The sequence below is a fragment of the Oceanimonas sp. MB9 genome, assembly GCF_011319775.1.
Lineage (GTDB): Bacteria > Pseudomonadota > Gammaproteobacteria > Enterobacterales > Aeromonadaceae > Oceanimonas > Oceanimonas doudoroffii.
In genome coordinates, this window is record NZ_VFBE01000002.1 from 1 (window position 1) to 26242 (window position 26242).

Consider the following 26242-nt stretch of genomic DNA (forward strand, 5'->3'; position numbering starts at 1 on the left):
GCCAGTTCCAAATGCAGTTCCCGGGTTGAGCCCGGGGCTTTCACATCTGGCTTAACAAACCGCCTGCGTGCGCTTTACGCCCAGTTATTCCGATTAACGCTTGCACCCTCCGTATTACCGCGGCTGCTGGCACGGAGTTAGCCGGTGCTTCTTCTGTGGTTAACGTCACAGAGGTCAGGTATTAGCCAACCTCCTTTCCTCACCACTGAAAGTGCTTTACAACCCGAAGGCCTTCTTCACACACGCGGCATGGCTGCATCAGGGTTTCCCCCATTGTGCAATATTCCCCACTGCTGCCTCCCGTAGGAGTCTGGGCCGTGTCTCAGTCCCAGTGTGACTGGTCATCCTCTCAGACCAGCTAGAGATCGTCGCCTTGGTGAGCCGTTACCTCACCAACTAGCTAATCTCACTTGGGTTCATCCAATCGCGCAAGGCCCGAAGGTCCCCTGCTTTCCCCCGTAGGGCGTATGCGGTATTAGCCGTCGTTTCCAACGGTTATCCCCCTCGACCGGGCAGATCCCCAAGTATTACTCACCCGTCCGCCGCTCGTCAGCAAAAGTAGCAAGCTACTCTCCTGTTACCGCTCGACTTGCATGTGTTAGGCCTGCCGCCAGCGTTCAATCTGAGCCATGATCAAACTCTTCAATTAAAGATTTGATGCTCAATGAATATCTGAATTGCTGCTATTGCTAGTGCACTTCACAAATCATTGAAAAACAATATTTTTTGTTTCTCAATCGACTGCGAGTGCCCACACAGTTTGCTTGATAAATTGTTAAAGAGCGTGACCGCTTTCGCTGGTCAGGGCTGCGTATTCTACGCAACTCTTGGTGTTCGTCAAGCGTTGATTTGAACTTTGTTTTGTTCGCTTTCAACCCTTGTGACCGTCGGCGTGTTCCGCCGTGTCAGTGAGGGCGCATTATAGGGAGCCGCCGATTTTGCGCAAGGGCTTTTTTGTAAAAAACTCGCCCTTTCGCACCAACAGCTCAACAACCCAGCAAAACCACACATTAACCACAGAGTTATACACAGATCCTGTGCTTTTTTGTCCATTCAAGTAACATAAAGCCTTATTCAGCCCCTTCTGAAAGAGACGAGACCACATCTATGAGCGTATTAAAGGCCTACAACAACATCACGCCCACCCTGGGTGCCCGCGTATTCGTGGAAACATCTGCCGTACTGTACGGTGATATTCATCTGGGTGACGACAGCAGCATCTGGCCGCTGGTGGCGGCCCGAGGCGACGTAAACCATATTCGCATTGGTGCCCGCAGCAATATTCAGGACGGCACCGTACTGCACGTGACCCGCAAGAGCGAGGACAAACCCGATGGCCTGCCGCTGCTCATTGGCGATGATGTCACCGTGGGTCACAAGGCCATGCTGCACGCCTGTAGCATCGGCAATCGAGTTCTGGTGGGCATGGGTGCCATTATTCTGGACGGCGCCGTGGTGGAGGATGATGTGATTATCGGTGCCGGCACCCTGGTGCCGCCGGGCAAGCGGCTGGAGTCGGGCTATTTATATGTAGGCTCACCGGTTCGTCAGGCGCGGCCACTTACCGAAAAGGAAAAAGCCTTTTTGCCAGAGTCGGCCGATAACTATGTGCGCCTCAAGGATGAGTATCTTCAGCGACGCTAATTGTGAGGTGTGAGGTGTGTGCGCATGTATTTTTCCTCACTCCTCACCCTTTTTCGTCTTATGCAATTACAGGCCGATGCTGCCATCAGGGGCAAAGGCCTCTTCTTCAATACGCTCGCACACCAGCTCTTCAATATCAAAACGAACCTGCTCAAAGGCCAGAATTACGCTGGCCTCATCGGCCAGCGGCTGGCCCGACAGGTGCTCCAGCCGGTGCAGCATGATAAAACAGGGGATCTGCCGCCCCTGCCAGTGGGTACTGAACGCCACCCGCTGCTCCTCGGGCTGCCAGTAAATTTCGTCACCGACGATAATGTCCTGATTCATAGTGCCTGCTCCAGCCTGGCCCTGAGTGCTTGCAATACCGGCGCCATGTCGGGACGCACGCCACGCCAGAGATAAAAACTCTCTGCCGCCTGCCCCACCAGCATGCCCAGGCCGTCAAAGCGATCCTGCACACCCTGCTCCGCGGCCCATTGCAGAAAGGGGGTTTCTTCCCGTCCATACATCATATCGTAGACTTGTGTACCGGAATGGCAAAGGCTCGCTGGCAACGCCAGTTGCTCCCCCTGTAGGCTGGCAGACGTGCTGTTAATGATAAGGTCGAACGCCCCTTCCAGCGCATCCAGCGGCTGATGGCTGACCGGGCCCAGCCCGGCAAAGCGATTTGCCAGTATTTCGGCCCTTCTCTCGGTACGGTTGGCCACCACCAGCGTCGCCGGCTGTTCCGTCAGTAACGGCGCAATGACACCCCGAGCCGCACCGCCCGCCCCCAGCAGCAAAATACGCCGTCCGACCAGAGCTACTCCCAGCCGGTGCAGATCCATCACCAGGCCGGCACCGTCGGTGTTATCGGCAAACCAGCGACCGTCGGGCAACAGTTTGAGGGTGTTAACCGCTTCCGCCAGGGTAGCCCGCTCACTGAGCTCACCGGCCACCGCCAAAGCATCGGTTTTAAAGGGCACGGTCACATTACAACCCTGACCACCTGCCTCCACAAAGTCACGCAGGCTGCTTTCGAAACTGTCCAGCGGCGCCAGCAGGCGCTCATACTTCATGTCCTGCCCGGTCTGCTCGGCAAATGCCTGATGAATAAAGGGAGACTGGCTGTGGGCGATGGGATTGCCGATAACGACGTATCTGTCCATGATGTGACTCGCTGCTGTTCGAAACGACCGCCACAGGGGGCTCCGCTCGTGCTGTTTAATTAGAGAAAGGCGTCATATTGCCACGAATGGCATTTTTTTGGTTGCATTAACCGCCGAAATGAATAGATTTTGCGCTAACGAACAAAATAATTGTGGTTGGCCTTGGATACCGAACTTTTAAAAACCTTTCTGGAAGTGTCCCGTACTCGTCACTTCGGCAAGGCGGCAGAGCACCTGTACCTGACCCCGTCGGCGGTCAGCTTTCGCATTCGTCAGCTTGAAAGCCAGCTGGGCGTCACCCTGTTCACTCGGTTGCGCAACAACATTCAGCTGACGTCGTCGGGCGAGGCGCTGATCCCTCATGCCGAGTCCATGCTGCTGGCCTGGGCCCGGGCCCAGCACGAGGTAGCACTAAGTGAGCGGCAGACTCAGCAGCTGGCGGTGGCGGGCACCGCCAACCTGTGGGACGCCTACCTGCAGGACGGCCTGCACCGGCTCTACTGCGAGCTGCCGGCGCTGTCACTGCGGGCAGACATTCGCACCCCGGAGCAAATGACCCGGGCACTGCTGAGCCGCACCCTGGATCTGGCCTTTCTGACGGATCCGGCCCGCATTGAGGGCGTGCGCCATATCGCCACCCATACCATGGATCTGCAGCTGGTCTCCACCTACCCGGAGCTCGATGCCGGCCGGGCCATGGCCCAGGACTATATTCGCATCGACTGGGGCACCGCCTTCAACACCCAGCATGCCAAGCTGTTCAATACCGCCACACCGCCGCTACTGCACACCGGCTCGGTGCGTATTGCGCTGGAATATCTGCTGCACCACGGCGGCAGTGCCTTTCTGCCCAGCTCCATGATTCGGCAATATCAGGACCAGGAACGACTCTTTCTGGTGGACGACGCCCCCACCATCAGCCGGGAAGTGTATGCCGCCTTTTTGCCCGGCGGCGAGCGCCAGGCATTGATCGACCAGGTGATTGAACTGTTTGGTGCCGGAAAAGGCGCAGAGGATTAAACCCAGTCTCTGGGTACCAGAAACGCCTGCAGCCGGGCCTCGGCGGTGTTTGCCGCCGGCTGCCAGTTGTATTCCCAACGCGCCAGGGGCGGCATCGACATCAGGATAGATTCGGTGCGACCACCGGTCTGCAGGCCAAACAGGGTGCCCCTGTCGTAGACCAGGTTGAATTCCACGTAGCGGCCGCGCCGGTACAACTGAAACTGACGTTCGGTCTCACCGTAAGGGGTATTCTTGCGCCGCTCGATGATCGGCAAATAGGCATCCAGATAACCCTCGCCCACCGCCTGCATAAAGGCAAAGCACTGCTCAAAGGGCCAGTCATTGAGATCGTCAAAGAACAGGCCACCCACGCCCCGGGTTTCATCCCGGTGCTTGAGATAGAAATAGCGATCGCACCATTCCTTGTACTTCGAATACACCTCATCACCAAAGGGTGCACACAGGTCTTTTGAAACCTGATGCCAGTGCCGACAGTCTTCCTCCACCGGATAGAAGGGAGTCAGGTCAAAGCCGCCGCCAAACCACCACACCGGCTCAGCACCTTCCTTTTCGGCGATAAAAAAGCGTACATTGGCATGGCTGGTGGGCACATGAGGATTATGCGGGTGGATCACCAGGGACACGCCCATGGCCTCAAACGAACGACCGGCCAGCTCGGGCCGATGAGCGGTGGCCGAGGCCGGCATGGCGGCGCCGTGCACATGGGAAAAGTTCACGCCGCCCTGCTCGATCACGGTGCCGTTACGCAATACTCGGCTACGGCCGCCGCCGCCCTCTTCCCGGGTCCAGCTGTCTTCTTTAAAACGGCCGGTGCCGTCGGCCAGCTCCAGCTGGCGGCAGATGTGATCCTGCAGCTCCAATAAAAACGCCTTTACCGCCGCCGTATTCGGTTTGCTATTCATCTTGTTTCCTTGTTGCCTTGTACTCAGGCCGGGCGCACCACGGCGCCGGTAATGCCATCGCGAATCAAAGAGGGGTTGGCCCTGCCGTGGGTGTTACCAGGCAAAATGTAGTCGAGTTCGCTGCCGAGCCGGGCGGCCAGTTCATCGGCGGTACGCGCCGGCTCCTCACCGCTCTTGTTGGCGCTGGTGGACACCAGTGGCTTGCCAAAGGCCAGGCAGAGATCATGCACCTGGGCGTGATCGGTTACCCGCACCGCCAGGGAGTCGAAACGTCCCCTAAGCCACTCGGGTACTTCGGGGCGGGCCGGAATAATCCAGGTGTAGGGGCCAGGCCAGCTGGCCAGGATCACTTCCAGCCTGCCTTCCGGCAGCCGGGTCAGATCCAGGTAAGGCTGTAACTGGCTGAAGTCGGCGGCGATCAGCACCAGGCCCTTGTCGATGGGACGCTCCTTGATGGTCAGCACCCGTTGCACCGCCTCGCCGTTATCGGGATCGCATCCAATGCCAAACACCGCTTCTGTGGCGTAACCGATCACGCCACCCTGTTCGAGCCGGTCAACGGCGGTAAAAAGCGTTTGCTGAGTCATTGATAATGAACTTCCTTTCTTGAAATAAAGCCGCTTATTGCTGATGGTCGCAGCCTTTGTTGGGGCAATAGAGCCGCCCCTTGCGCTCGGCCAGAATACCGAAACCGCATTTAGGGCAGGCCTGAGCCACCGGTTTGTCATTGATGATAAAGCGACAACCGGGATAGGCATCGCAGGCATAGAACCGCTTGCCGTAGCGGGAGGTGCGGGCCACCAGGCGGCCCTTGGCACACACCGGGCAGGGTGGCTCGTTGCTGCTTTGTTCGTTGATATCGGCCACGTAGTGACAGGACGGATAATGGGAGCAGCCGATAAACAGCCCATAACGCCCCTTGCGAATGGCCAGGGTGTGGCCACACAGCGGGCAGGCGCTGCCTTCAAGGGGCTTTTCCACGTCCTCGTCGTGCTCAATCACCTTGAGCGGGCGCAGGTAATCACAGTCGGGATAGGCCGAGCAGCCAAGAAAGGCGCCATGCTTGCCATGGCGCAGGTGCAGAGGTTGGCCGCAGCGGGGACAGGGCTCATCGGGCCTGGCTCCGTGCTGACCGCTGAACAGACTGGGATCGATTTTGGACATGCCGCGCCTCCGAATTCACTGAGGCGAATTCTACCAGCGCGGCCGTGTTCAGTGAACCGCTCCGTCGGGCTGCTCGAACAGCAGCTCTTCCAGCTGATGGTAGGCCGACTCACTGCCGGGCACATTGAACAGCACCATCAGCACCACCCACTTGAGATCGTCCAGTTCAATCACCGGCGAGTCCAGCTCCATCACCCGCTCAATGACGATCTCCCGGGTTTCCGCGTTCAACACCTGGATTTGTTCCAGAAACAGCAGAAAGCCCCGGCCGTCGGTATCAAGCTTGTACAGCTCTTCCGGCGTGTAAATGCGAAATGACTCGGGCGTGGACCGCGCCCAGGACGGCGAGTCTTCCGCCTCCTGCAACTCGGCCAGTCGCTCAAGCCAGGCCAGCGCCTTGAGGATCTCTTCCCGGTTAAAGCCCGCCTGGGTCAGTTCTTCGGCGAGTTCATCCTGATCCACCATGGTGTCTACATCGGTATGGATGTAGGTCTCGAACAAGTACATAAGTACTTCGAACATGATCAGCTCCTCCTCGCTCTGACATAACCCCCGGGCACGGATTCCACCCAGCCAGCCAGTTCCAGCTCGACCAACCGGGTCAACACCTCATGCACCGGCTGCTGGCAGCGTGCCGCGATAACATCCGGCGCCGTTGCCTCTGAATCTACGTTATCCAACAAGTCCGGATAAGGCAATGATTGCTCCGTTGCGGTCTCGTGAATTTTGACCGCTGCCGCAGAGAAGCCGGCCAGCTCTTCCAGTACATCATTCGCCTCGTTGACCAGTTTGGCCCCCTGCTGGATCAACCGGTTACAACCACAGGCCTGGGGATTCTGGCGGGCGCCGGGCACGGCAAACACCTCACGTCCCTGCTCCAGGGCAAAGCGGGCGGTAATAAGCGAACCGCTTCGCTCGGCCGCCTCCATCACCAGCACGCCCAGGCTGAGACCGCTGATAATGCGGTTACGACGGGGAAACTGAAAGGCCTGAGGCGGCTCCCAGGGGTAACACTCCGACAACAGAGCTCCACCGTGCTCTACCAGCTCCCCGGCCAGTCGAGCATGCCGCTTGGGGTGGCAGCGTGCCAACCCGGAGCCAAACACCGCCAATGTGATACCACCGGCATCCAGTGCCGCGCGATGCGCCAGACCGTCTATGCCCATGGCCAGCCCCGAGGTGATGGCCAGCCCGGCTTCAACCAGCGGCGGTATCAAGGCCTGGGTGTTTTGCTTGCCCACATAGGACGGATGCCGGCTGCCCACCACCGCCAGTTGGGGCACATTCAGGGCGGTGCTGTTGCCTTCCACAAATAACAGCAGGGGCGCATCGGGCAACTGGTTGAGCGCCAGCGGATAGTCGGGATGATGCCGTGTCAGAATATGCCGCCCGGGGCCGCCCCGGCACCATGCCAACAGCCGCTCCAGCAATGCCTGCTGCGGCGCCAGCAAGTGGCGTTGCATGGCCTCACTGACCCCCATCTCAAGCAGCCGCTCTGGACACGACAGCCCGGGCCCCAGCCGCTGCCACAATTGCCAGGCCCGTACCGGCCCCAACCCCGGCGCCTCACGCAAGGCCAGCCAGGGCAGCAGGGGATGATCAGAGGCCGTGCTCGTCATAACTGGGTTCACCCAACAGGTAGTGGCGCTGCACCGGCTCACGGCTGTCCAGCACCAGGGCGGCACTGACCCTGTCATAGGCGCGAAACACCATGATGCGCGCCACCGGCAGGGGCGGCAATTCACTCGCGGCGCTCCGGCGCCAGAATCCTGCCTCTTCCAGGGCGGCGGTGTCGATGGCGGCGCTTTCCCGCAGTACGCCATACAAATCACCGGCGCGCACACCGTCCAAACTGCCCTTGTTGATAAAAACCACCTCATGGCGCATGGCAATGCTGCCTTCGTGGCCCATGGCCAGCACTCGGCCGTGGTTCAGGCCTGGCCCCGGCCTGGGGTGATAAAACGCCGCCAGTGCGCTCTGCGGATCCAGCGATAACAAACGGTCGCCCGGGCGCATGTCCCGCCGCAGGCTGCTGATGCGCACCCGGCTGATACCATCGACAGGCCGGCCTTCCGCCAGCACCGTGCCCACCAGCATCAGCCGCCGTGCCAGCTCACTATCATCAATATCATTCCTCAACACCTCTCCCGAACGATACACGCCATAGAGCTCACCCGGCACCAGCTCACCACGCACAAAGGCAGCGGCGTCCTGGCGCAGCAGGGTGCGCCCCTGCTGGTCCCCCAGCAGCACCGGCATGCCCTCCAGGGCCGAAGGCGAGCGCAATTCGTGATTACCGGTGTAGTCCATGATGGCGGCGAGCGGAATGCTGGGGACTGCCGGCTCGGCGCGCATTCGCGGCGACAGCCTGACCTCATTGGCCAGTACACTGCCTTCCCGTACCAGCCGGGGCTCGCCATTCACCCAGATCAGGGTGAGTCGGTCGCCGGGATAAATGAGATGTGGGTTGGCTACCTGAGGGTTGGCATGCCACAGCTTGGGCCAGTGCCAGGGCGAGTTGAGAAAATGCGCAGAAATGTCCCACAGGGTATCGCCCTTGCGCACCGTGTAATGGCTGGGGTGATCCTGTTTCAACGTCAGGGGCTGTGCCTGGGCCAGACCGGCGGTCAGCAATAGCGTGCCGCCCAGCAAGAGTGCTCTTGATATGTTCACGTCCGTGTTCCCCGATTTTGCGCCATGTGCGGCGGCCGCCAACTATTGCTGATCTTTATGTTGTAAATGGCTAAAATACTTGCAGAACCGAATACAGGAAAAACACCGTAGTTATGGCAAATGTATTAGAAGTATTGCGCTTTCCCGATGAGCGCCTGCGCACGGTCGCAAAGCCGGTTGAGGCCTTTACGCCCGAGTTACAGACCATTGTAGATGATATGTTTGAGACCATGTATGCCGAGGAAGGCATCGGCCTGGCCGCCACTCAGGTCGACATTCATCAGCGTCTTATCGTCATCGACGTGTCCGAAGACCGCGAGCACCCGCTGGTGCTGATCAATCCGGAAATTCTGGAAGAGCACGGCAGCACCGGTATCGAGGAAGGCTGCCTGTCAGTACCCGGCGCCCGCGCCCTGGTGCCCCGCGCCGAGCGGGTGAAGGTACGCGCCCAGGATCGCCACGGCGAGACCTTTGAACTGGAAGCCGACGATCTGCTGGCCATCTGCATTCAGCATGAGATGGATCACCTGATGGGCAAGCTGTTTGTCGACTACCTGTCGCCGCTCAAGCGTCAGCGCATTCGTCAGAAAATGGAAAAAATGGCCCGCCAGGACCAACGCTGATCCCTCGCTAAGGACGTCTCTTGAGCAAACTCAATCTGATTTTTGCCGGCACCCCCGACTTTGCCGCCCGCCACCTGCAGGCGCTGCTGAACGCCGGCCACAATGTCATTGCCGTCTACACCCAGCCCGACCGGCCCGCCGGCCGGGGCAAAAAACTCACGCCCAGCCCGGTCAAAGTGACCGCCGAGCAGGCCGGTCTGCCGGTGTTTCAGCCTCAGAGCCTGCGCAGCGAAGAGGCTCAGGCCGAGCTGGCGGCGCTGGGCGCCGATCTCATGGTGGTGGTGGCCTACGGCCTGATCCTGCCCCAGGTGGTGCTCGACACTCCGCGCCTAGGCTGTATTAACGTGCACGGCTCGCTGCTGCCCCGCTGGCGCGGCGCTGCCCCCATTCAGCGCGCTATCTGGGCCGGCGACGCCGACACCGGCGTCACCATCATGCAGATGGACAAGGGCCTGGACACCGGTGCCATGTTGCACAAGGCAAGCCTGTCCATTGCCGCCGACGACACCTCCACCAGTCTCTATGAAAAACTGGCTGGGCTGGGTCCGCAGGCATTGTTGCACACACTGGACCAGCTCGCCGATGGCAGCGCCGTGGCCGAGCCGCAGAACGACGCCGAGGCCAACTACGCCGAGAAGCTCAGTAAGGAAGAAGCCCGCATCGACTGGTCTTTGCCTGCCGCTCGGCTGGAGCGCTGCGTACGCGCCTTTAACCCCTGGCCGGTCAGCTACTTCATGGTGGCCGAACACAATATCAAGCTGTGGCAAACCGAGGTGCTGGACCAGAGCACCACCGCCGCCCCGGGCACCATCATCGCCGCCGGTAAAAACGGCATCGACGTGGCCACCGGCGACGGCGTGCTGCGCCTGCTCAGCCTGCAGCCCCCGGGCAAAAAGGCCATGAGTTGCCAGGATCTGCTCAACGCCCGCAAGGACTGGTTCACCCCCGGCACCCAACTGCCCTGAATACCGCACATTAAGAGAATGCCATGAAAACTCGCGCCGCCGCGGCCAATATTGTTCACCGGGTGATCAACCAGGGCCAGTCCCTGTCTACCCTGCTGCCCCGCTATCAACAGGAGGTGGCCGCCAAGGATCGCGCCCTGCTGCAGGAGCTGTGCTTTGGCACCCTGCGCTGGTACAGCCGGCTCGATGCCATGGCCAAGCAGCTGCTCGACAAGCCACTCAAGGGCAAATACCAGCCCGTGCACGCCCTGCTGCTGGTGGGCCTGTATCAGCTGCTGTATACCCGCATTCCGCCCCATGCCGCCCTGGCGGAAACCGTGGCCGCCTGCAAGCGGCTCAAGGCCGACCCCTTCAAGGGGCTGGTCAACGGGGTGCTGCGCAATGTGCAGCGCCAGCAGCATGATCTGGAACAAAAGGTGGACGCCCTGCCCCAGCTGCGCCAGGCCCACCCCAACTGGCTGGTAAAGCGGCTGCAACAGGCCTATGCGAAGCAGTGGCAGGACATCATGGCCGCCAACAACTGCCATCCGCCCATGTGGATTCGCGTCAATGAAAGCCACCACAGCCGGGAGCGGTATGCGGCGCTGCTGGCGGAGCACGGCATTGAGGCCTTTCCCGATCCGGTGGCCGCCCAGGCCCTGCGGCTGGCGCGCCCGGCGGACGTCTCCACCTTGCCCGGCTTTGCCGAAGGCCACTGCTCGGTGCAGGACGCCGCCGCCCAGCTGGCGGCCCAATTGCTCGACGCCCAACCGGGCGAGCTGATACTCGACGCCTGCGCCGCCCCCGGCGGCAAAACCGCGCACGTGCTGGAGCGACAGCCCGCGCTGAAACAGCTGGTGGCCATCGACATGGACCCGGAGCGGCTGCAGCGGGTGTACCAGAACCTGGAACGCATCGGCCTGGAAGCCACCGTACTGCAGGGCGACGCCGCTCGGCCTGCCGATTGGTGGCAGGGGCCGCAATTCGATCGCATTCTGCTCGACGCCCCCTGCTCCGCCACCGGGGTAATTCGCCGCCACCCCGATATCAAGTGGCTACGCCGGCCCGAAGACATCGCCCAGCTCGCCGCCCTGCAGTCGCGTATTCTCGATGCCCTGTGGCAACAGCTGAAACCCGGCGGTATGCTGCTGTATGCCACCTGCTCCATTTTGCCCGACGAAAACCGGGAGCAGATCAAGGCCTTTCTGGCCCGTACGCCCGATGCCGTGCACCAGCCCCTGCATGCCGACGACACGCCGGCACAACCGGGCTGGCAGCTGCTGCCGGACGCACTGGGCCGTGACGGTTTCTATTACGCCAGGATAGCGAAACAGGCATGAAAATCATCATTCTGGGGGCCGGCCAGGTGGGCGGTACCCTGGCGGAAAACCTGGTCGGCGAAAACAACGACATCACCATAGTCGATACCAATACCGAACGGCTGCGCGAGCTGCAGGACAAGTACGATTTGCGGGTGGTCAACGGCCACGGTGCCTATCCGGCGGTGCTGCGGGAAGCCGGCGCCCAGGATGCCGACATGCTGGTGGCGGTCACCAGCAGCGACGAAACCAACATGATCGCCTGTCAGGTGGCCTACTCCCTGTTCAACACGCCCAACAAGGTGGCCCGCATTCGCTCGCCGGAATTCCTCGCCGAGCGGGAGCGGCTGTTTCTGAACGAAGCCATTCCGGTAGACAACCTGATCGCCCCCGAGCAGCTGGTCACCGAATACATCTACCGTCTGGTGCAGTATCCGGGCGCCCTGCAGGTGGTGGACTTTGCCGAAGGCAAGGTGGGCCTGGTGGCGATCAAGGCCTATTACGGCGGCCCCCTGGTGGGCAACGCGCTCTCCACCCTGCGAGATCACATGCCCGGTATCGATACTCGAGTGGCGGCCATCTTTCGCCAGGACAGGCCCATTCGTCCGCAAGGCACCACCATTATCGAGGCCGACGACGAGGTGTTTTTCGTGGCCGCCAGCGGTCATATTCGCGCGGTGATGTCGGAGCTGCAACGACTGGAGAGTGACTACAAACGCATCATGATAGTCGGCGGCGGCAATATCGGCGCCGGCCTGGCGCGGCGGCTGGAGCGACACTATTCAGTCAAGCTGATTGAACACAACCCCGGCCGGGCGGAGCAGTTGTCGGAGCTGCTGGAGCACACCATCGTGTTCTGCGGCGACGCCTCGGATCAGGAACTGCTGCTGGAAGAGCACATCGATCAGGTGGACGTGTTTATCGCGGTCACCAACCAGGACGAAGCCAACATCATGTCGGCCATGCTCGCCAAGAAAATGGGCGCGCGCAAGGTGATGGTACTGATCCAGCGCGGCGCCTATGTGGATCTGGTGCAGGGCGGCACCATAGACGTGGCCATCTCGCCCCAGCAGGCCACCATTTCCGCCCTGCTGACCCATGTGCGCCGGGCCGACATCGTCAACGTGTATTCCCTGCGCCGGGGTGCGGCGGAAGCCATTGAAGCCATCGCCCACGGCGACAGCACCACCTCACGGGTGGTGGGCCGCCGCATCGGCGACCTCAAGCTGCCCCCAGGCACCACCATAGGCGCCATCGTACGCGGCGAAGAGGTACTGATCGGTCACGACAAGACGGTGATCGAGCAAAACGATCACGTGGTGCTGTTTCTGGTCGACAAGAAGTTTATTCCGGAAGTGGAGCGGCTGTTTCAGCCCAGCCCCTTCTTCCTGTAACGGCCCGGCCCCTCATTCCGGGGGCCGGCTGCCGTTTAGCCGAATCGGCTCGTCTTCGTCCTGCAGCCGTGCCTGCTCCCGCAGGTGTTCGGGCAGCGGCTTGGTGACCTCCACCCCCAGCTCGCGAAAGGCCTCGGCCTGGCGCACCAGGTTGCCCCGGCCCTGGCTGAGCCGCTTCATGGCGCGCTGGTAGCTGTCGTCGGCACGGCGCAGTGAGCCACCCACCGCCTCCATGTCTTCGGTAAACAGCCGCAATTTTTCGTAGAGTTTGCCCGCCGACTCGGCAATGCGCCGGGCGTTCTGGTTCTGCCGCTCTACCCGCCACAGATTCTCTATGGTGCGCAGGGCTACCAGCAGGTTGGTGGGACTAACCAGCAAAATATTGTGGTCGAGGGCATATTTCACCAGGCCGGGCTCGGCTTCTACCGCCACCAGAAAGGCCGGCTCCACCGCCACAAACATCAGCACATAGTCCAGGGTGCGCACCCCCTGCAGCTGATGATAATCCTTGCGTCCCAGTTCACGAATATGGCCCCGCACCGAGGTCACGTGCTCCCGCAGGGCCTGCTCACGCTCGGCCTGGGTGTCTCCGTTAAAGTAACGCTCATAGGCGGTGAGCGAGACCTTGGCGTCGATGATAATGTCCTTGTCCTGGGGCAGGTGCACGATCACATCGGGCTGGTAGCGCTTGCCGTCGGCGTTGCTCAGACTTTGCTGAGTGCTGTATTCATGGCCTTCGCGCAGGCCCGACTCCGACAGCACCCGAGACAACACCACCTCGCCCCAGTTGCCCTGCTGCTTGCTGTCGCCCTTCAGGGCTCGGGTCAGGGCGTTGGTATCGGCGCTCATCTGCCGGTGCAGCTCCGCCAGCCGTTCAATTTCAAATTTCAGGCTGTGGCGCTGGCGGCTCTCGTCGGCGTAGGTTTCCTGCATATTGCGGCGAAAGCCTTCCAGCTGCTCCCGCAGCGGCCCCAGCAAGGCGTCCAGACTGGTCTGATTCAGCTCACGCAGGTTATGGGTTTTCTGTTCAAAAATGCGCTGGGCCAGGTTTTCGAACTGCTGCTGCAGCCGAGTTTCACTGGCTTCAAACTGGGCCTGCTTTTCCGCCGCCCATTGCCGTTCCTGACGCAGCAGGGTCTCGTATTCCTTGAGCCGGCCGTTCATTTTCAACACCAGCTGCTGCTGCTGCTCCAGCCGCTGGCGCGTGTCCTGCAGCTCGACCTGACGTTCCTTCAGCCCGCGCTGCCAGTGCTCGGCCTGCTGGGCCGCCAGCTGCAGCCGCACGCCCATGGCCAGCCGGGTCAGGCCCCAGCCGGCCAGGCCCGATAACGCCGCCAGCGCCAGCGGCCAGTAGGCAGGCAACCATTCCGTCATTCTTACCTCCGCCGGGCAATCAACGCCAGTACGCGGCGGTTAAGGCGCCACCACAGCAACACATAGAGCAGATACAGCGACACCAGAATCCACTTGTGATGATTCACGCCGTTGTCAAACTCGGCCAGGGGCACCCCCAGCACCTCCACGTAGCCAAAGACCAGCAGGGGGAACATCAGAAACACCGACCAGCGCCAGCACAGCGCTAGGACGGAAGCCAGAAAACCGTCATTCACGACACGCCGTCTCCATGCAGATCCTCTGTTATCAGCTTACCAGCCAGGTAGTCCCGCAGCCGCCCCGAAGGAATGGAAGAGGACGACGACAGGGTACAGGCGGCCCAACGCACGGCCTCGGCCAGGGCATCGGCCATGGACCGCCCCGATACCAGGGCGTGAACCAGGCCGCCGGCAAAGGCGTCGCCGGCACCGGTGGCGTCCACCACCTTCATCTTGAGGGCCGGCACCCGCAGATGCCGGCCGGCGGAAATGGCCTCGGCACCGGCTTCCCCTCGAGTCAGCACCAGCCACTCCAGCCGCTCACCGGCCAGGGCCTGTGCATGCTGCCAGGGATCGGCAATCTCACCCATGTCGGCGGCAGAAGCGATCATCACTCGGCAGGGCCGCGCCCAGCGTCCGCTTCTGGGATACTGGCTGATCACCAGGCTGTGGGCGTTCATGGCCTCCATGTAGGTCGCCACCTCGGCGCCGTCGGTATTGACGTAGAGGCAGTCCACCGGCCCTTGAGGCAGCCGGGCCGGCAAGGCCGCGGGCCTGGCCTGGCGCAGTATGGTGCGCTCGCCCCGGCTGTCCACCAGCACCAGCAACTCGCCGGCGTGGCCATCAACGCGTTCTACATAGTCCAGGTTCAGCCCAAGCTGCGCCGCCTGTTGCTGCAGCCAGTCGCCGGTGGCGTCCCGCCCCAGGCGGGACGCCAGCATCACCTGGTGCCCGGCCCAGCACAGGCCGGTGCCGGTATTGGCGGCCCCGCCCCCGAGGCGACGGCCGCCGTCCCGGTAATGCAGCCGGGCCCCGGCCGACAAGGGCGCTTCCAGCTGCAGCACATGATCGCAGTTGAGATTGGCCAGCAGCACTATGCGCTTGTTGATGTTGTTTGCTCCCGGCATGAACCGCCTCCCGAAACGTCAGAAAGCGCATCTTAGCCAAGGCGGCTGGCGGGCACCACCCCGAGGGTCCATTTAGCACTGCTCAGGCCAAGGCTTCGCACAGCTCCAGGCTCAGGCCGTCCCATCCCGCCCGCACCCCCGGCGGCAGCGTATGCCGTTGCAGCCAGCCATGCAGGTCATGTCCGATATGAGTCAGCACGGTGGAGCGGGGCCGCAGCCCGGCGTGAAGCTCCAGCACCTCGTTCAGGCTGTTGTGGTTGCGCCCGGCACTGCCCGGCGGAAAGCTGCAATCGATCACCAACACCTCCAATGCCGGCAAGCCTTGCAGCAGCCTCAGCGTGTGGGCCGGCAGCCCTTTGGTGTCGGTAAGGTAGGCCAGCCGCCGGCCATGATACTCAAACAAATAACCCAGGGTCGGGCGGGAATGCACCATGTCCAGCGGCGTGATGCTCAGGCCGTGCAATTGCCAGGTGTGTCCATGGGTCATGACCGGCCGAAAGTCCAGGCAGCCCGAATGCTCGAGCAGATCGGCACAGCCGTCGGGATCGGGCGGGCACCATACCGGTATGGGTGCCGCCGGCCCCCAGCGCAGGTGAAACAGCCCCTGCACATGATCCACATGAAAATGGGTCAGCAACATGCCGTCATAACTGCCGGACGCAAAGCGCCGGTGCAGATCCGGCAGGCCGGCGTCCAGCAACAGCCGGTGCTCACCCCATTCCAACAGCGCCGAACAGGGCATCCGGCCAAGACCTGGATCGGCCTGGGCCTGGCGGCAGTCCACACAGTCACAGCCATAAAGGGGCATGCCGCCGGCCGCCCCCGTGCCCAGCAGGGTCAGACGCATACCTGCTCTCCTTTGCGATAACTCTCAAACTGTTGCAGCGTCTGTTGCAGCGGCCCCGAGTTATCCAGCCGCCACACCGACACCGGCAGCCCTCGACTGTGGGCTTCGGCCCGCGCCAGCCGCTGGCGAATCTCGGCTTCGCTTTCCCGCCCCCGGGCCCGCAGCCGCTCCTCCAGGGTCGCAGCATCCACGGTCAGCAACACCGGCACCAGCCGTTCGCCAAATCGGGCCTGGGCCTCGGCAAGGCTGGCCCGGGAGCCGTTGGCCATCACATCCCGTCCCGATGTCAACCAGCTGTCGAGCTCGCAGCCCAGGGCATAGCAATGACCATTGGCCTGCCAGTGCAGGGCAAACAGGCCCAACTCACGGCGCTGGTGATATTCCGCCTCGGACAGTTCTACATGGTTTTCACCGCCGGCACTGGCGGTCCGGGTAATGTAACGGTGGGCCACCAGCAGTTCGCCTGCCAGCCGATGGCGTACCAGCTGCAGAAAACTGTCCTTGCCGGCGCCGGACGGCCCCATCAGATAGAACAGCCTGCCGAATGGTTCTCCCATGCTCGTCCCCTCCATCAATAGGCCAGTTCGCCCCGGCACCAGACCCGGACCGGATACACCTGCTTGTCCAGCTGCCTGGCCAGCACCAGATCGGCGCGTTTGCCTTCCGCCAGCACGCCCCTGTCGGTCAGCCCCAGGCTGTGGGCCGGGTTGCGCGTGGCCAGCCGTACCGCCTCGGCCAGTTGCAGGCCGTTTCGTTCATCGGCGGCCAGGCGAAAGACCGCATCGAGCAGACTGCCCGGATAATAGTCGGACGACAGCACGTCCAGCACGCCGAGGGCGGCCAGCTCGTGGGCAGCCACATTGCCGGAATGGGAGCCGCCGCGCACCACATTGGGCGCGCCCATCATCACCATCAGGCCGTGCCGGTGGGACGCCTGCGCCGCCTCGACCGTGGTCGGAAACTCGGCGAGTGCCATGCCCAGCCGCCGAGACTCCTCGACATGAGCCTGGGTGGCATCATCGTGGCTGGCCAGGGACACACCCCGCTCCCGGCACTGACGGGCAATCTCGTTGCGATTGGGGGTGGACCAGCGCGCCGACAGCGCCAGCTGCTGTTGCTCGAACTCGTCCATCTGCTGGTCATTAAGACGATATTTACCCTGATAGTACTCCCGGTATTTCACCGGATTAACGAACTGGCGCTGACCCGGGGAGTGATCCATCAGCGACACCAGCCGCACCTCCGGCAATGCGATATAGTGCTCAAACAGCGGCACCGTGGTCTCGTGAGGCAGCTCGCAACGCAGGTGCAGCAGATGCTGGGCCCGGTTCAGGCCACGGCGCTCGCTGTCCACCACGGTATGGATCATGCGGTCCAGGTTGTCCCGGCGGGTACCGCCGTCACGCTCGTCACCGATGGCCACCGCGTCCAGCACGGTAGTGATGCCGGCCGCTACCACCTGGGCGTCGTGGGCACGCATGGCCGCCAGGGGGGGCCAGTTTACGCCCGGTCGCGGGGTAAAATGCTTGTCCAGGTTGTCGGTGTGCAGCTCCACCAGGCCGGGCAGCAGCCAGCCGCCCTCGCCGTCTATGGCGCCAGGCCGCAAGCTGGGGCTGTCGGCCATGGCACAAATAACGCCGTCCCGCACTTCCAGAGAGCCCTTGACCACTTCGTTTTCCAGCACCAGGTTCACATTGGTAATAATCATGCTCAGGCTCCCTTACTGCATCACCGGCCGGGCGTCGGCGCGGGACTGAATATCATAAAGACGATCGGCGACCTGCTCGCGGACGTCCTCGTCGTGAAAAATGCCGACAATGGCGGCGCCCCGGGCCTTGGCCTCGTGAATCAGCTCCACCACCACCGCCCGGTTGGCGGCGTCGAGGGAGGCGGTCGGCTCATCCAGCAGCAGCACCGGGTAGTCGGCGATAAAGCCCCGGGCGATGTTCACCCGCTGCTGCTCGCCGCCGGAAAAGGTGGCCGGCGCCAACTGCCACAGGTGTTCAGGCACATTGAGCCGGGTCAGCAGGCGCTCGGCCCGGCGTCTGGCCTCGGCCCGCTCGCCGCCCTGCTCGATCATCGGCTGCATCACCACTTCCAGGGCGCTGATGCGGGGGATCACCCGCAGAAACTGGCTGACCCAGCCAATGGTCTGGCGGCGTACGTTCACCAGGGCGCGCGGGCTGGCCTGGGTCATGTCCAGCCACTGGCCCTGATGCATCACCTCGATACGGCCGGTGTCGGTGAGGTAGTTGCCGTACAGGGTGCGCAACAGAGTGGACTTGCCACTGCCGGAACGGCCGTGCAGCACCACGCATTCTCCCGCCGCCACGCTCAGGGACGCGCCGGCCAGCACCGGCAGGCGAATGCCGTTCTGGTTGTGCAGCACAAAGGTCTTGTGAACGTCGGAAACTTTCAGTGCAAGGGTCATGACGGCTCCTAGCTTTGCAGTACGGAAGACACGAGTAACTGGGTATAGGGATGCTGAGGATCATCCAGCACCTGATCGGTCAGCCCGGTTTCCACCACCCGGCTCTGTTTCATCACCATCAGCCGGTGCGACAACAGCCGCGCCACCGCCAGATCATGGGTGACGATGATCACCGCCAGCCCCAGCTCCGACACCAGCCGGCGCAGCAGATCCAGCAGCCGGGCCTGCACCGACACATCCAGTCCGCCGGTGGGCTCGTCCATGAAGATCAGTCTGGGATGGGTCACCAGGTTACGGGCGATCTGCAGCCGCTGCTGCATGCCGCCGGAAAAGGTCACCGGCATGTCGTCGATGCGATCGGCGGGAATTTCCACGTCCTGCAGCCATTGCAGCGCTCGCTCGCGAATGTTGCCGTAATGACGCTGACCCACCGCCATCAGCCGCTCGCCGATATTGCCGCCGGCCGATACCCGCGGCCGCAGGCCATCGAGGGGGTGCTGGTGCACCACGCCCCAGTCGGTGCGCAGCAGCTGGCGGCGCTGGCTTTCGGCCATTCGATACAGGCTGACCACCTGCTCCAGCTGGCTGTCGGCACCGCCGCGCAAATACAAGACTTCGCCCTCGTCCGGCGCCAGCCGGCCGGAAATGGCGCTCAGCAGGGTGCTCTTGCCCGAGCCGGACTCGCCGACAATGCCCAGCACTTCGCCGGGATAGAGATCAAAGGACACCTCGGCAAAGCCCTTGCCCGGCGCATAGAGTTTGGTGAGGTTACGGACCGACAACAACGCCTGCTCCGGCAGCCGAACGGTGGCCTGTTGCGGTGTCATGTCGGTGTCTCCCGCCGTGGAAAAAATGGATTGATTCATGCCTGTTGCTCCTGCTGTTGCCGGCAATAGTCGGTATCGGAGCAGATAAATACTCGGCCGCCCCGATCGTCGGTCACTACCTCGTCCAGAAAGCTGTCGGTGGCGCCGCAAATACTGCAAGGCTCGTCCCACTGCTGCACTTCAAAGGGATGATCTTCAAAGTCCAGGCTGGCGACGCGGGTGTAGGGAGGAATGGCGTAAATGCGCTTTTCCCGGCCGGCGCCAAACAGCTGCAGCGCCGGCATCATGTCCATTCTGGGGTTATCGAATTTGGGGATCGGCGACGGATCCATGATGTAGCGCCCATTGACCCGCACCGGGTAGGCGTAGGCGGTGGCGATCTGGCCGTAGCGGGCGATGTCCTCATACAGCTTGACGTGCATGATGCCGTACTCCTCCAGGGCGTGCATTTTGCGGGTCTCGGTCTCCCGCGGCTCGATAAAGCGCAGCGGCTCCGGAATCGGCACCTGATACACCAGGATCTGTCCCGACTGCAACGGCGTTTCGGGAATGCGGTGACGGGTCTGGATCAGGCTGGCCGCCGTGGTCACTTCGGTGGTAGCCACGTCGGCCACTTTCTGAAAGAAGGCGCGAATGGACACCGCATTGGTGGTGTCGTCGGCGCCCTGATCGATCACCTTGAGGGTGTCTTCCCGGCCGATCAGCGCCGCGGTCAGCTGCACGCCGCCGGTGCCCCAGCCATAGGGCATGGGCATTTCCCGGCCGCCAAAGGGTACCTGATAACCGGGAATGGCCACCGCCTTGAGCAGGGCCCGCCGAATCATGCGCTTGGTCTGCTCGTCCAGATAGGCGTAGTTATAGCCCTGGTACTGTGTGTCCTGCTGGGTGGTCATGCTTGCTCCCCCTGTTCACCGACGTTGGCGCCCTGCGCCTGTTCATGTTCCCTGCGCATGCGGCGCAGCAGCTCCAGCTCGGCCTGAAAGTCGACGTAATGGGGCAGCTTGAGGTGAGACACAAAGCCCGCCGCCTCCACGTTGTCGGCATGGGCCAGCACAAATTCCTCGTCCTGGGCCGGGCCGGTCACCTGCTCGTTGTATTCCGGGGCCTGCAACGCCCGGTCTACCAGTGCCATCGACATGGCCTTGCGCTCGCCAAAGCCAAAGGTCAGGCCGTAGCCGCGGGTAAAGGCCGGTTTGTGCTGTTTGTCGCCGGTAAAGCCGTTGATCATCTGGCACTCGGTCAACTCGATATCGCCGATTTCGATGGCAAATCCCAACTCCTCGGGCACCAGCTCCAGGGTCACCTCGCCGGAACGGATCTCGCCGGCAAAGGGGTGGTTGCGGCCATAGCCCCGCTGGGTGGAATAGCCCAACGCCAGTAAAAAGCCCTCGTCGCCGCGCACCAGCTGTTGCAGCCGGGCCGAGCGATCACAGGGAAAGGTTACCGGAGCCATGGTGACATCGGCGGGCTCACGACCATCGTCGGCCTCGAGCACCAGCAGCTGCTGGTGCTCCAGCATGGCCGACACCTGGGGACAGGGCTCGGCTTCGGTCTGCACCGGCATAGGACCGGCGTGCTCGCCCTCGGCCAGCAGGGCAAAGTCCAGCAACCTGTGGGTATAGTCGTAGGTGGGGCCCAACACCTGGCCGCCGGGCAGATCCTTGTAGGTAGCAGAAATACGGCGCTCGATGCGCATGTTGGCGGTGTCCACCGGTTCGGTGACCGCCAGCCGGGGCAGCGTGGTGCGATAGGCGCGCAGCAGGAAGATGGCTTCCACCAGGTCACCGCCGGCCTGCTTGACCGCCAGCGCCGCCAGCTCCTTGTCGTAAATACCGCCCTCGGTCATCACCCGGTCCACGGCCCCGGCCAGTTGCTGTTCCACCTGGGCCACGCTGAGTTCGGGCTGCGCGGTATCGCCGCGGCGCTTCTGCGCCTGCAACTGATGGGCGGCGGCGATGGCCTTTTCGCCGCCCTTGACTGCAACATACATGGGTTACACCTCCACTTGAGTAGAACGAGGAATCGCGATCAGCTCGCGCTCGTAGACCAGTATCAGATCCAGGCCCAGGGGCGAGCGTGGATCCCGCTCACTCAACCAGCGCACCAGGGCCGGCGGCAGGCTGCCCAGGCACACGGAACGCTGCCCGGGAATACCGGGCCCCGACAGTACGGCGGCCACTCCCTGGTCGAGGGAGTCGGTTTCCAACACCAGGGTCGCGCCTTGATCCGGGTACTCCTCGGTGCCCGCCGGCAGTGCCTCCAGCACGGCCTCGCAGCCGCTCGTATCCTGGTAAGCCAGCACTGCAAAATCGGCCTGGGCCGGATCGCTCACCAGGGGGGCGCCTACGTGAAAGCGCAGGTTATCGAGGGTGGCGGTGTCCGCCTGCAGGGCGGGCGACAACCACAGCCGCGTATGGTGATCGGCCAGGGTCAGCAGCACCTGCACGGCACCGGCGTTCATGGCGCCAAAGGCATGGGCACGATCCAGTTGCACCCGCGTGCCCGGCTCCGCCATGGCGGTGAGCAGGCGGCGAAAGCAGGCCTGGCTGTCGTGTACGGCATCGGCAAAGGCCGTGGTAATGGTGGTCATCAGTCGTCTCCCCGCACCATGGTAAAAAAGTCCACCTTGCTGGCCGCCACTTGCCGGCGACGTAGTGCTTCCTGCTCGGCCTTCAGCGCCGTCAGTGGCGCGATCAGTTCACGATTCAGCCGTTCATTCATTTCATCGGTCTGCATCAGGCCGTCGATCACCGCGGCCAGCTCGGCATGCGCCTTGCTGCGGCCACGCACATAGCTGTAACCCAGCCCGCCGCCGGCCAGTTCAATCACGGCTCGGGTCACCGTGGTGTCGCCCAGGTTAAAGGCGCGACCGGTGCCGCCCATGCGCGCCCGCACCTGGGCCAGGCCCACTTCCGGCGCCCGTATCGGCTGGTAATCCACTTTCAGTCCCAGCGCCTGCCAACGAGCTTCCAGCTCGGGCCAGGATGCGCGGGCCAGTACCGACATCCACTGTTTGCGTTGTGATGTATTCATTTAGTGCTCCACGACATATTCAATCAGGTCGGAACGGGAAGAGCTGACGGAGAATTCCGCAATTCGCTTCGTTCCCTTGATCAGGTTTCTGGTTTTAATACGCATCACCGGCACCGATTTGTTTATTTGCAACAAACGGCATTCTTCACTCAGCGGCGTGCGGGCACTTAATCGAGTCGATTGCCGTTTCAACTCCAGCCCCAGTGTTTTTCTTAGGAATTCGTGCAGGGACCCCTGCCTGAAGTGTTTTAATACCGGCCACCATTCCGCATCGGGCAAATAATGGTTAATCACACAGCGGGGAATGCCTTCGGTTTTTCTCAGTGTCTGAATGTGAATGATTTTTTGCTCCGGCTTCACTTCCAGCTCCCTGGCCAGTTTTCCGGAAGCCACCAGCATTCGGGACTTGATCACTCGGCAACTGGGCAGAGAGCCCTGCTCCAGCAGGTTGCCGGTATAGTGGGCGCCGTCGTGCAACAGGTATTGATGCGGTTGCCGTAATACCATATTGCCCTTGCCCTGATGCCGCTGAACCAGGCCATTGGCCACCAGTTCGTCGATGGCCCTGCGCACGGTATGGCGGTTAACCTGAAAACGCGTGGCCAGCTGCATTTCCGGTGGCAAATAGTCTCCGGGACCGTAATGCTGTCGAATATCCAGTTCCAGCTGCCGGCTGATTTCCATATATACCCGCATATACACTACCGCTCCGTTCTTTAATTGGAGTGAGGCCGAAAGGTAATAGTGCCATTACCTCCTTACGCCTCACTGTTTGTTGTCTAGACAAGCTCGGTTAAAAAAATTAGATATATTTCTTACGGATATATTGGGAAGCGACATCGAGCAGGCTGACCGTCACAATGACCACCAGCATGATGGCGGCGGTCTGCTCAAACTGGAAACTGCGAATCGCTTCCCACAGCAGCACGCCAATGCCACCGGCACCCACCATGCCGACCACGGTGGCCGAGCGGACATTGGACTCGAAGCGATAAAGCGAATAGGAAATCCACAGCGGCAACACCTGGGGCAGCACGCCGTAGAGGATCTCTTCCAGCTTGCCCGCACCCGTGGCCCGCACTCCCTCAATGGGGCCCGGCTCTATGGCCTCCACCGCTTCGGAAAACAGCTTCGACAGCACCCCAGTGGTGTGTACAAACAGCGCCAGCACACCGGCAAAGGGTCCCAGGCCGACGGCCACCACAAACAGCATGGCAAATACCATTTCATTGATGGCCCGGGCGGCATCCATCAACCGGCGCATCGGCTGGCATACCCACTGCGGGAACAGGTTTTCGGCACACAGCAAACCAAAGGGAATCGACAGCACGATGGCCAGCAGGGTGCCCCAGAGCGCCACCTGCAGGGTGACCAGGGTTTCCTTCAGGTATAACTGCCAGTGGGTGAAGTCCGGTGGAAAAAAGCCCGATGCCAGCTCGGCCATGTTGCCGGCATCCCTGACCAGCACGGCGGGATCCATCTCGGCGCCCTGCCAGGCCCAGGCCAGCACCAGGGCCAACGCTCCCCATTTAAACAACGACCACAGGCGTACGCCCGGTCCCGTTGCCATTACAGCGTCAGTATTCATTATTACCGTCTCCGATAACCGCAAGGGGCCGGACACGCCGGCCCTTTGCCGGTGGTTAGTTGGTCATGGCCGCCAGGGCGGACATCTGCCTATCCAGGGCCGCCAGCTGCATTTTCACCTGGGCGATTTCGTCCTCGCCGGCCTGGCCGTTCTCCAGCTCTTTCAGCTCCTTGAACAACTGAAGCTGGCGAATGGGCAGCAATTGCAGGTTGCTGGAAGGGGTAAAGGACGCCCACTCCAGTGCCGCCAGAATCTCTCGCTGCTGCGGGTCACCGGAGCGGCCATAGTTCATAAAGAAATCGTATACCACCTGCTTGGTGGCTTCCGGCAGGTTCTCGCGCCAGACGATGGGATCGGCGGGGATCAACGGCGACTTCCACAGCACCTTGATGTTCTTGGCTTTTTCCGGCTCACGCTCGGCAAAACGCGCCAGGCTTTCGGTGTTGTTGGTGGCCACATCCACCTGCTTGTTGAGCACGGCAAACACATTGACCTCATGGCTGGAATTCAGGGTGCGCTTGAACTCCTGGGGAGAAACATCGTTCTGGGCAAATACGTAATAGGAGGGCACCAGGAAACCGGAAGTGGAGTTGGGATCGCCGTTGCCGAACACCAGCTGCTGGCGTTGCTTCAGCACATCCTGCACCGAGGCGAGCGAGCTGTCCTGATGGGCGATGAGCAGGCTCCAGTAACCGGGCTGGCCGTCGGCGCGCACGGTCTGGGCAAAAATTTCGCCGCCGGCGCGATCCACTGCCTCCATGGCCGACTTGTTGCCCAGCCAGGCGATGTCGACCTTGTCAAAGCGCATGCCCTGAATAATGCCGGCATAATCCGGCGCGAAAAATGCCTCCACTTCCAGGCCCAGCCGTTTCTCCATGTCGGCCAGGAAGGGCTCCCAGCTTTGCTTGAGGTTTTGCTGGGATTCGGTGGAAATAATGCCAAAGTGGATGGTGGACAGCGGTGCCTCATCGGCCATGACCGGCGTCGCCGCCAGGGCACTCAACAGGCTGACGCCCCCCACGAGTTTCTTCAGTGCATGTTTCATGACAGTTGTCCTTGAATTGAGCCGGTTACAAAGGGAGTAGAGCGCGGGCGCACACCGGCCGCCGCGTCCGAGGCCGACACTCGACTGTCCGGCCGGGATTGGGTATAGAGGGAGGCCAGTTCACCCTCGGTGATCGCCTCGGCCGCTCCCTGATAGAACACCTCCCCTTCCCGCAGGGCTACCAGGTGCTGGCAGTATTTCAGCGCATAGTCCACCTGATGCAGGGTGACTACCACCGGAATGCCTTCGCGTTCGTTGATGTCCTTGAGCAGCTCCATCACGGTGCGCGCCGACTCCGGGTCGAGTGAAGCAATGGGCTCATCGGCAAAGATGATGTGTGCCTGCTGCATCAGCGAACGGGCGATGGCCACCCGTTGCTGCTGACCACCGGAAAGGGTGGACACCCGCTGTTCGGCAAAGGCCGCCATGCCGACCCGCTCCAGGGCCTGCATCGCCTGCCGACGCTGCTCCGGGGTAAATCGGCCGGTCAGGGTACGCCAACGGGCGGTGCTGCCCAGGGCACCAATCAGCACATTGGTCAGCACACTCAGGCGATTGACCAGGTTGAACTGCTGAAAGATGTAGCCGGCCCGAGCGCGGCAGCCACGCACCTGACTGGCGGCACGGCCTTCGGACTGCACCAGCTGCCCCAGCACACGAATCTCTGTTCCCTCCTGCCTGTCGGAGCAGACCAGGCCACTCAGATGGCGCAGCAGGGTGGACTTGCCCGAGCCGGACGGTCCCAGCAGGGCGGTGATGCCCCCATGAGAGATATCCAGACTGATTTCTTTCAGCGCTTTTTTGTTGTCAAAGGTCTTGCTCAGACGCCTGACCTCAATGATGTTGTTGCTCATTGTCAGCAGCCTCACGTTGGTTTCGAGGGCCATACTGCGGACGGCAAATGACAGTTTTATTGAGGAAATGCGTCAGAAAATGAGAGGGAAACAACTGTTATGCGGCGAAAAAATCACGTAACCTGCTGTTTTGTAGATAATTAACGGCAAAACTCAAATTCGGCCGATCACTTGTCTAGATATGATGTTCAGAAAAGCTTCACTCGCCCTTCAGCACGCCAGGCACACCAAGAACGACGAAGCCGCCTCGAAAGGCGGCTTCGTGATGTAAGGGTAAGCAAGC

Annotated in this window: 30 protein-coding genes and 1 rRNA gene; 6 read left to right on the forward strand and 25 right to left on the reverse strand. The window is 61.8% G+C overall.

Annotation, left to right across the window (positions count from 1 at the left end; translation table 11 throughout):
* Positions 1-649 (reverse strand): 16S ribosomal RNA (locus tag OJHNALOF_RS01185); the annotation flags it as partial.
* Positions 650-1107: 458 nt separating this feature from the next.
* On the opposite strand from OJHNALOF_RS01185, the gene OJHNALOF_RS01190 reads away from it, so the two are divergent.
* Positions 1108-1644: a gamma carbonic anhydrase family protein gene (locus OJHNALOF_RS01190; protein ID WP_165660900.1), complete on the forward strand. Its 537-nt coding sequence runs from the start codon at positions 1108-1110 to the stop codon at positions 1642-1644.
* A gap of 66 nt (positions 1645-1710) precedes the next feature.
* Here OJHNALOF_RS01190 and OJHNALOF_RS01195 read toward each other — a convergent pair whose 3' ends face one another.
* Positions 1711-1971 (reverse strand): DUF1488 domain-containing protein, encoded by a 261-nt coding sequence (locus OJHNALOF_RS01195; protein ID WP_094202126.1) that lies wholly within the window; start codon positions 1969-1971, stop codon positions 1711-1713.
* Complete coding sequence (gene aroE / locus OJHNALOF_RS01200; RefSeq protein ID WP_165660901.1) at positions 1968-2792, reverse strand: shikimate dehydrogenase; 825 nt, start codon at positions 2790-2792, stop codon at positions 1968-1970. Before aroE ends, OJHNALOF_RS01195 begins: the two co-directional genes overlap by 4 nt.
* 162 nt (positions 2793-2954) lie before the next feature.
* Here aroE and hdfR point away from each other — a divergent pair, with 162 nt between their 5' ends.
* Positions 2955-3812 (forward strand): HTH-type transcriptional regulator HdfR, encoded by an 858-nt coding sequence (gene hdfR / locus OJHNALOF_RS01205; RefSeq protein WP_206063516.1) that lies wholly within the window; start codon positions 2955-2957, stop codon positions 3810-3812.
* Here the strand turns inward: hdfR and hemF are convergent.
* Genes hemF through OJHNALOF_RS01235 form a run of 6 tightly spaced genes read right to left on the reverse strand, consistent with a single transcriptional unit; the run spans position 3809 to position 8554 of the window.
* Positions 3809-4717: an oxygen-dependent coproporphyrinogen oxidase gene (gene hemF, locus OJHNALOF_RS01210; protein ID WP_165660902.1), complete on the reverse strand. Its 909-nt coding sequence runs from the start codon at positions 4715-4717 to the stop codon at positions 3809-3811. The two genes, hdfR and hemF, sit on opposite strands and share 4 nt — an antisense overlap.
* Positions 4718-4740: 23 nt before the next feature.
* Positions 4741-5304: a Sua5/YciO/YrdC/YwlC family protein gene (locus tag OJHNALOF_RS01215; RefSeq protein ID WP_094202130.1), complete on the reverse strand. Its 564-nt coding sequence runs from the start codon at positions 5302-5304 to the stop codon at positions 4741-4743.
* A gap of 34 nt (positions 5305-5338) precedes the next feature.
* A complete protein-coding gene (locus OJHNALOF_RS01220; RefSeq protein ID WP_094202131.1) occupies positions 5339-5881 on the reverse strand; it encodes a type I DNA topoisomerase in 543 nt (180 codons plus the stop codon).
* A gap of 48 nt (positions 5882-5929) precedes the next feature.
* Positions 5930-6403 carry a DUF494 family protein gene (locus OJHNALOF_RS01225; protein ID WP_094202132.1) on the reverse strand — a complete coding sequence of 158 codons (474 nt, stop codon included), beginning with the start codon at positions 6401-6403 and terminating at the stop codon, positions 5930-5932.
* 2 nt (positions 6404-6405) lie between these two features.
* Entirely contained in the window at positions 6406-7500 is a 1095-nt protein-coding gene (gene dprA, locus OJHNALOF_RS01230) for a DNA-processing protein DprA (protein WP_094202133.1), read from the reverse strand.
* Positions 7481-8554 (reverse strand): LysM peptidoglycan-binding domain-containing protein, encoded by a 1074-nt coding sequence (locus OJHNALOF_RS01235; protein ID WP_165660903.1) that lies wholly within the window; start codon positions 8552-8554, stop codon positions 7481-7483. Before OJHNALOF_RS01235 ends, dprA begins: the two co-directional genes overlap by 20 nt.
* A 113-nt stretch (positions 8555-8667) precedes the next feature.
* Here OJHNALOF_RS01235 and def point away from each other — a divergent pair, with 113 nt between their 5' ends.
* From def to trkA, 4 genes are read left to right on the forward strand one after another with little or no spacing between them, the layout of a single operon-like run.
* The gene (def, locus tag OJHNALOF_RS01240) at positions 8668-9177 is read left to right on the forward strand and encodes a peptide deformylase (protein ID WP_165660904.1); all 510 of its coding nucleotides are present in this window, start codon (positions 8668-8670) and stop codon (positions 9175-9177) included.
* A gap of 20 nt (positions 9178-9197) precedes the next feature.
* A complete protein-coding gene (gene fmt / locus OJHNALOF_RS01245) occupies positions 9198-10142 on the forward strand; it encodes a methionyl-tRNA formyltransferase (RefSeq protein ID WP_165660905.1) in 945 nt (314 codons plus the stop codon).
* A gap of 23 nt (positions 10143-10165) precedes the next feature.
* On the forward strand, positions 10166-11461 hold the full coding sequence (rsmB, locus tag OJHNALOF_RS01250) for a 16S rRNA (cytosine(967)-C(5))-methyltransferase RsmB (protein WP_165660906.1): 1296 nt from the start codon (positions 10166-10168) through the stop codon (positions 11459-11461).
* Positions 11458-12834, forward strand: a complete 1377-nt coding sequence (gene trkA / locus OJHNALOF_RS01255) for a Trk system potassium transporter TrkA (RefSeq protein WP_094202138.1) — start codon at positions 11458-11460, stop codon at positions 12832-12834. The genes rsmB and trkA overlap by 4 nt, the downstream gene beginning before the upstream one ends.
* A gap of 12 nt (positions 12835-12846) precedes the next feature.
* Here trkA and rmuC read toward each other — a convergent pair whose 3' ends face one another.
* The 16 genes from rmuC to phnC all read right to left on the reverse strand — a co-directional run bounded on the left by rmuC (position 12847) and on the right by phnC (position 25959).
* Positions 12847-14208, reverse strand: coding sequence for a DNA recombination protein RmuC (gene rmuC / locus OJHNALOF_RS01260; protein WP_165660907.1), 1362 nt, complete (start codon positions 14206-14208; stop codon positions 12847-12849).
* 2 nt (positions 14209-14210) lie between these two features.
* Entirely contained in the window at positions 14211-14444 is a 234-nt protein-coding gene (locus OJHNALOF_RS01265) for a hypothetical protein (RefSeq protein WP_094202140.1), read from the reverse strand.
* Positions 14441-15334, reverse strand: a complete 894-nt coding sequence (locus tag OJHNALOF_RS01270) for a PfkB family carbohydrate kinase (protein ID WP_165660908.1) — start codon at positions 15332-15334, stop codon at positions 14441-14443. The genes OJHNALOF_RS01265 and OJHNALOF_RS01270 overlap by 4 nt, the downstream gene beginning before the upstream one ends.
* An 82-nt stretch (positions 15335-15416) precedes the next feature.
* On the reverse strand, positions 15417-16181 hold the full coding sequence (gene phnP, locus OJHNALOF_RS01275; RefSeq protein ID WP_165660909.1) for a phosphonate metabolism protein PhnP: 765 nt from the start codon (positions 16179-16181) through the stop codon (positions 15417-15419).
* On the reverse strand, positions 16172-16738 hold the full coding sequence (phnN, locus tag OJHNALOF_RS01280) for a ribose 1,5-bisphosphokinase (RefSeq protein WP_165660910.1): 567 nt from the start codon (positions 16736-16738) through the stop codon (positions 16172-16174). Before phnN ends, phnP begins: the two co-directional genes overlap by 10 nt.
* A gap of 14 nt (positions 16739-16752) precedes the next feature.
* The gene (phnM, locus tag OJHNALOF_RS01285) at positions 16753-17889 is read right to left on the reverse strand and encodes an alpha-D-ribose 1-methylphosphonate 5-triphosphate diphosphatase (protein ID WP_165660911.1); all 1137 of its coding nucleotides are present in this window, start codon (positions 17887-17889) and stop codon (positions 16753-16755) included.
* 12 nt (positions 17890-17901) lie between these two features.
* Positions 17902-18612, reverse strand: coding sequence for a phosphonate C-P lyase system protein PhnL (phnL, locus tag OJHNALOF_RS01290; RefSeq protein WP_165660912.1), 711 nt, complete (start codon positions 18610-18612; stop codon positions 17902-17904).
* Positions 18613-18620: 8 nt separating this feature from the next.
* A complete protein-coding gene (phnK, locus tag OJHNALOF_RS01295) occupies positions 18621-19478 on the reverse strand; it encodes a phosphonate C-P lyase system protein PhnK (RefSeq protein WP_305081006.1) in 858 nt (285 codons plus the stop codon).
* Complete coding sequence (locus OJHNALOF_RS01300) at positions 19475-20332, reverse strand: alpha-D-ribose 1-methylphosphonate 5-phosphate C-P-lyase PhnJ (protein ID WP_165660913.1); 858 nt, start codon at positions 20330-20332, stop codon at positions 19475-19477. Before OJHNALOF_RS01300 ends, phnK begins: the two co-directional genes overlap by 4 nt.
* A complete protein-coding gene (locus tag OJHNALOF_RS01305) occupies positions 20329-21429 on the reverse strand; it encodes a carbon-phosphorus lyase complex subunit PhnI (protein WP_165660914.1) in 1101 nt (366 codons plus the stop codon). Before OJHNALOF_RS01305 ends, OJHNALOF_RS01300 begins: the two co-directional genes overlap by 4 nt.
* Before the next feature lie 3 nt (positions 21430-21432).
* Entirely contained in the window at positions 21433-22029 is a 597-nt protein-coding gene (gene phnH, locus OJHNALOF_RS01310) for a phosphonate C-P lyase system protein PhnH (RefSeq protein ID WP_165660915.1), read from the reverse strand.
* Positions 22029-22472 carry a phosphonate C-P lyase system protein PhnG gene (gene phnG, locus OJHNALOF_RS01315; protein WP_165660916.1) on the reverse strand — a complete coding sequence of 148 codons (444 nt, stop codon included), beginning with the start codon at positions 22470-22472 and terminating at the stop codon, positions 22029-22031. Before phnG ends, phnH begins: the two co-directional genes overlap by 1 nt.
* A complete protein-coding gene (gene phnF / locus OJHNALOF_RS01320; protein WP_094202150.1) occupies positions 22473-23168 on the reverse strand; it encodes a phosphonate metabolism transcriptional regulator PhnF in 696 nt (231 codons plus the stop codon). It abuts the gene before it with no gap.
* A gap of 106 nt (positions 23169-23274) precedes the next feature.
* The gene (phnE, locus tag OJHNALOF_RS01325) at positions 23275-24060 is read right to left on the reverse strand and encodes a phosphonate ABC transporter, permease protein PhnE (protein ID WP_206063518.1); all 786 of its coding nucleotides are present in this window, start codon (positions 24058-24060) and stop codon (positions 23275-23277) included.
* A gap of 55 nt (positions 24061-24115) precedes the next feature.
* A complete protein-coding gene (gene phnD / locus OJHNALOF_RS01330) occupies positions 24116-25105 on the reverse strand; it encodes a phosphonate ABC transporter substrate-binding protein (RefSeq protein WP_165660917.1) in 990 nt (329 codons plus the stop codon).
* A complete protein-coding gene (gene phnC / locus OJHNALOF_RS01335; RefSeq protein WP_165660918.1) occupies positions 25102-25959 on the reverse strand; it encodes a phosphonate ABC transporter ATP-binding protein in 858 nt (285 codons plus the stop codon). Before phnC ends, phnD begins: the two co-directional genes overlap by 4 nt.
* Positions 25960-26242 lie beyond the last annotated feature (283 nt).

Bases quoted from the DNA above. Each gene is read 5' to 3' on its own strand.
- rmuC (WP_165660907.1), bottom strand. From the start codon at position 14,208: ATGACGGAATGGTTGCCTGCCTACTGGCCGCTGGCGCTGGCGGCGTTA.
- OJHNALOF_RS01190 (WP_165660900.1), top strand. From the start codon at position 1,108: ATGAGCGTATTAAAGGCCTACAACAACATCACGCCCACCCTGGGTGCC.
- phnG (WP_165660916.1), bottom strand. From the start codon at position 22,472: ATGAATACATCACAACGCAAACAGTGGATGTCGGTACTGGCCCGCGCA.
- phnP (WP_165660909.1), bottom strand. From the start codon at position 16,181: ATGCGTCTGACCCTGCTGGGCACGGGGGCGGCCGGCGGCATGCCCCTT.
- phnH (WP_165660915.1), bottom strand. From the start codon at position 22,029: ATGACCACCATTACCACGGCCTTTGCCGATGCCGTACACGACAGCCAG.
- phnL (WP_165660912.1), bottom strand. From the start codon at position 18,612: ATGACCCTTGCACTGAAAGTTTCCGACGTTCACAAGACCTTTGTGCTG.
- phnD (WP_165660917.1), bottom strand. From the start codon at position 25,105: ATGAAACATGCACTGAAGAAACTCGTGGGGGGCGTCAGCCTGTTGAGT.
- OJHNALOF_RS01270 (WP_165660908.1), bottom strand. From the start codon at position 15,334: ATGCCGGGAGCAAACAACATCAACAAGCGCATAGTGCTGCTGGCCAAT.
- OJHNALOF_RS01195 (WP_094202126.1), bottom strand. From the start codon at position 1,971: ATGAATCAGGACATTATCGTCGGTGACGAAATTTACTGGCAGCCCGAG.
- OJHNALOF_RS01300 (WP_165660913.1), bottom strand. From the start codon at position 20,332: ATGACCACCCAGCAGGACACACAGTACCAGGGCTATAACTACGCCTAT.
- trkA (WP_094202138.1), top strand. From the start codon at position 11,458: ATGAAAATCATCATTCTGGGGGCCGGCCAGGTGGGCGGTACCCTGGCG.
- def (WP_165660904.1), top strand. From the start codon at position 8,668: ATGGCAAATGTATTAGAAGTATTGCGCTTTCCCGATGAGCGCCTGCGC.
- OJHNALOF_RS01220 (WP_094202131.1), bottom strand. From the start codon at position 5,881: ATGTCCAAAATCGATCCCAGTCTGTTCAGCGGTCAGCACGGAGCCAGG.
- OJHNALOF_RS01305 (WP_165660914.1), bottom strand. From the start codon at position 21,429: ATGTATGTTGCAGTCAAGGGCGGCGAAAAGGCCATCGCCGCCGCCCAT.
- dprA (WP_094202133.1), bottom strand. From the start codon at position 7,500: ATGACGAGCACGGCCTCTGATCATCCCCTGCTGCCCTGGCTGGCCTTG.
- hemF (WP_165660902.1), bottom strand. From the start codon at position 4,717: ATGAATAGCAAACCGAATACGGCGGCGGTAAAGGCGTTTTTATTGGAG.
- phnK (WP_305081006.1), bottom strand. From the start codon at position 19,478: ATGAATCAATCCATTTTTTCCACGGCGGGAGACACCGACATGACACCG.
- phnE (WP_206063518.1), bottom strand. From the start codon at position 24,060: ATGAATACTGACGCTGTAATGGCAACGGGACCGGGCGTACGCCTGTGG.
- phnN (WP_165660910.1), bottom strand. From the start codon at position 16,738: ATGGGAGAACCATTCGGCAGGCTGTTCTATCTGATGGGGCCGTCCGGC.
- rsmB (WP_165660906.1), top strand. From the start codon at position 10,166: ATGAAAACTCGCGCCGCCGCGGCCAATATTGTTCACCGGGTGATCAAC.
- OJHNALOF_RS01225 (WP_094202132.1), bottom strand. From the start codon at position 6,403: ATGTTCGAAGTACTTATGTACTTGTTCGAGACCTACATCCATACCGAT.
- aroE (WP_165660901.1), bottom strand. From the start codon at position 2,792: ATGGACAGATACGTCGTTATCGGCAATCCCATCGCCCACAGCCAGTCT.
- OJHNALOF_RS01215 (WP_094202130.1), bottom strand. From the start codon at position 5,304: ATGACTCAGCAAACGCTTTTTACCGCCGTTGACCGGCTCGAACAGGGT.
- phnF (WP_094202150.1), bottom strand. From the start codon at position 23,168: ATGCGGGTATATATGGAAATCAGCCGGCAGCTGGAACTGGATATTCGA.
- phnC (WP_165660918.1), bottom strand. From the start codon at position 25,959: ATGAGCAACAACATCATTGAGGTCAGGCGTCTGAGCAAGACCTTTGAC.
- phnM (WP_165660911.1), bottom strand. From the start codon at position 17,889: ATGATTATTACCAATGTGAACCTGGTGCTGGAAAACGAAGTGGTCAAG.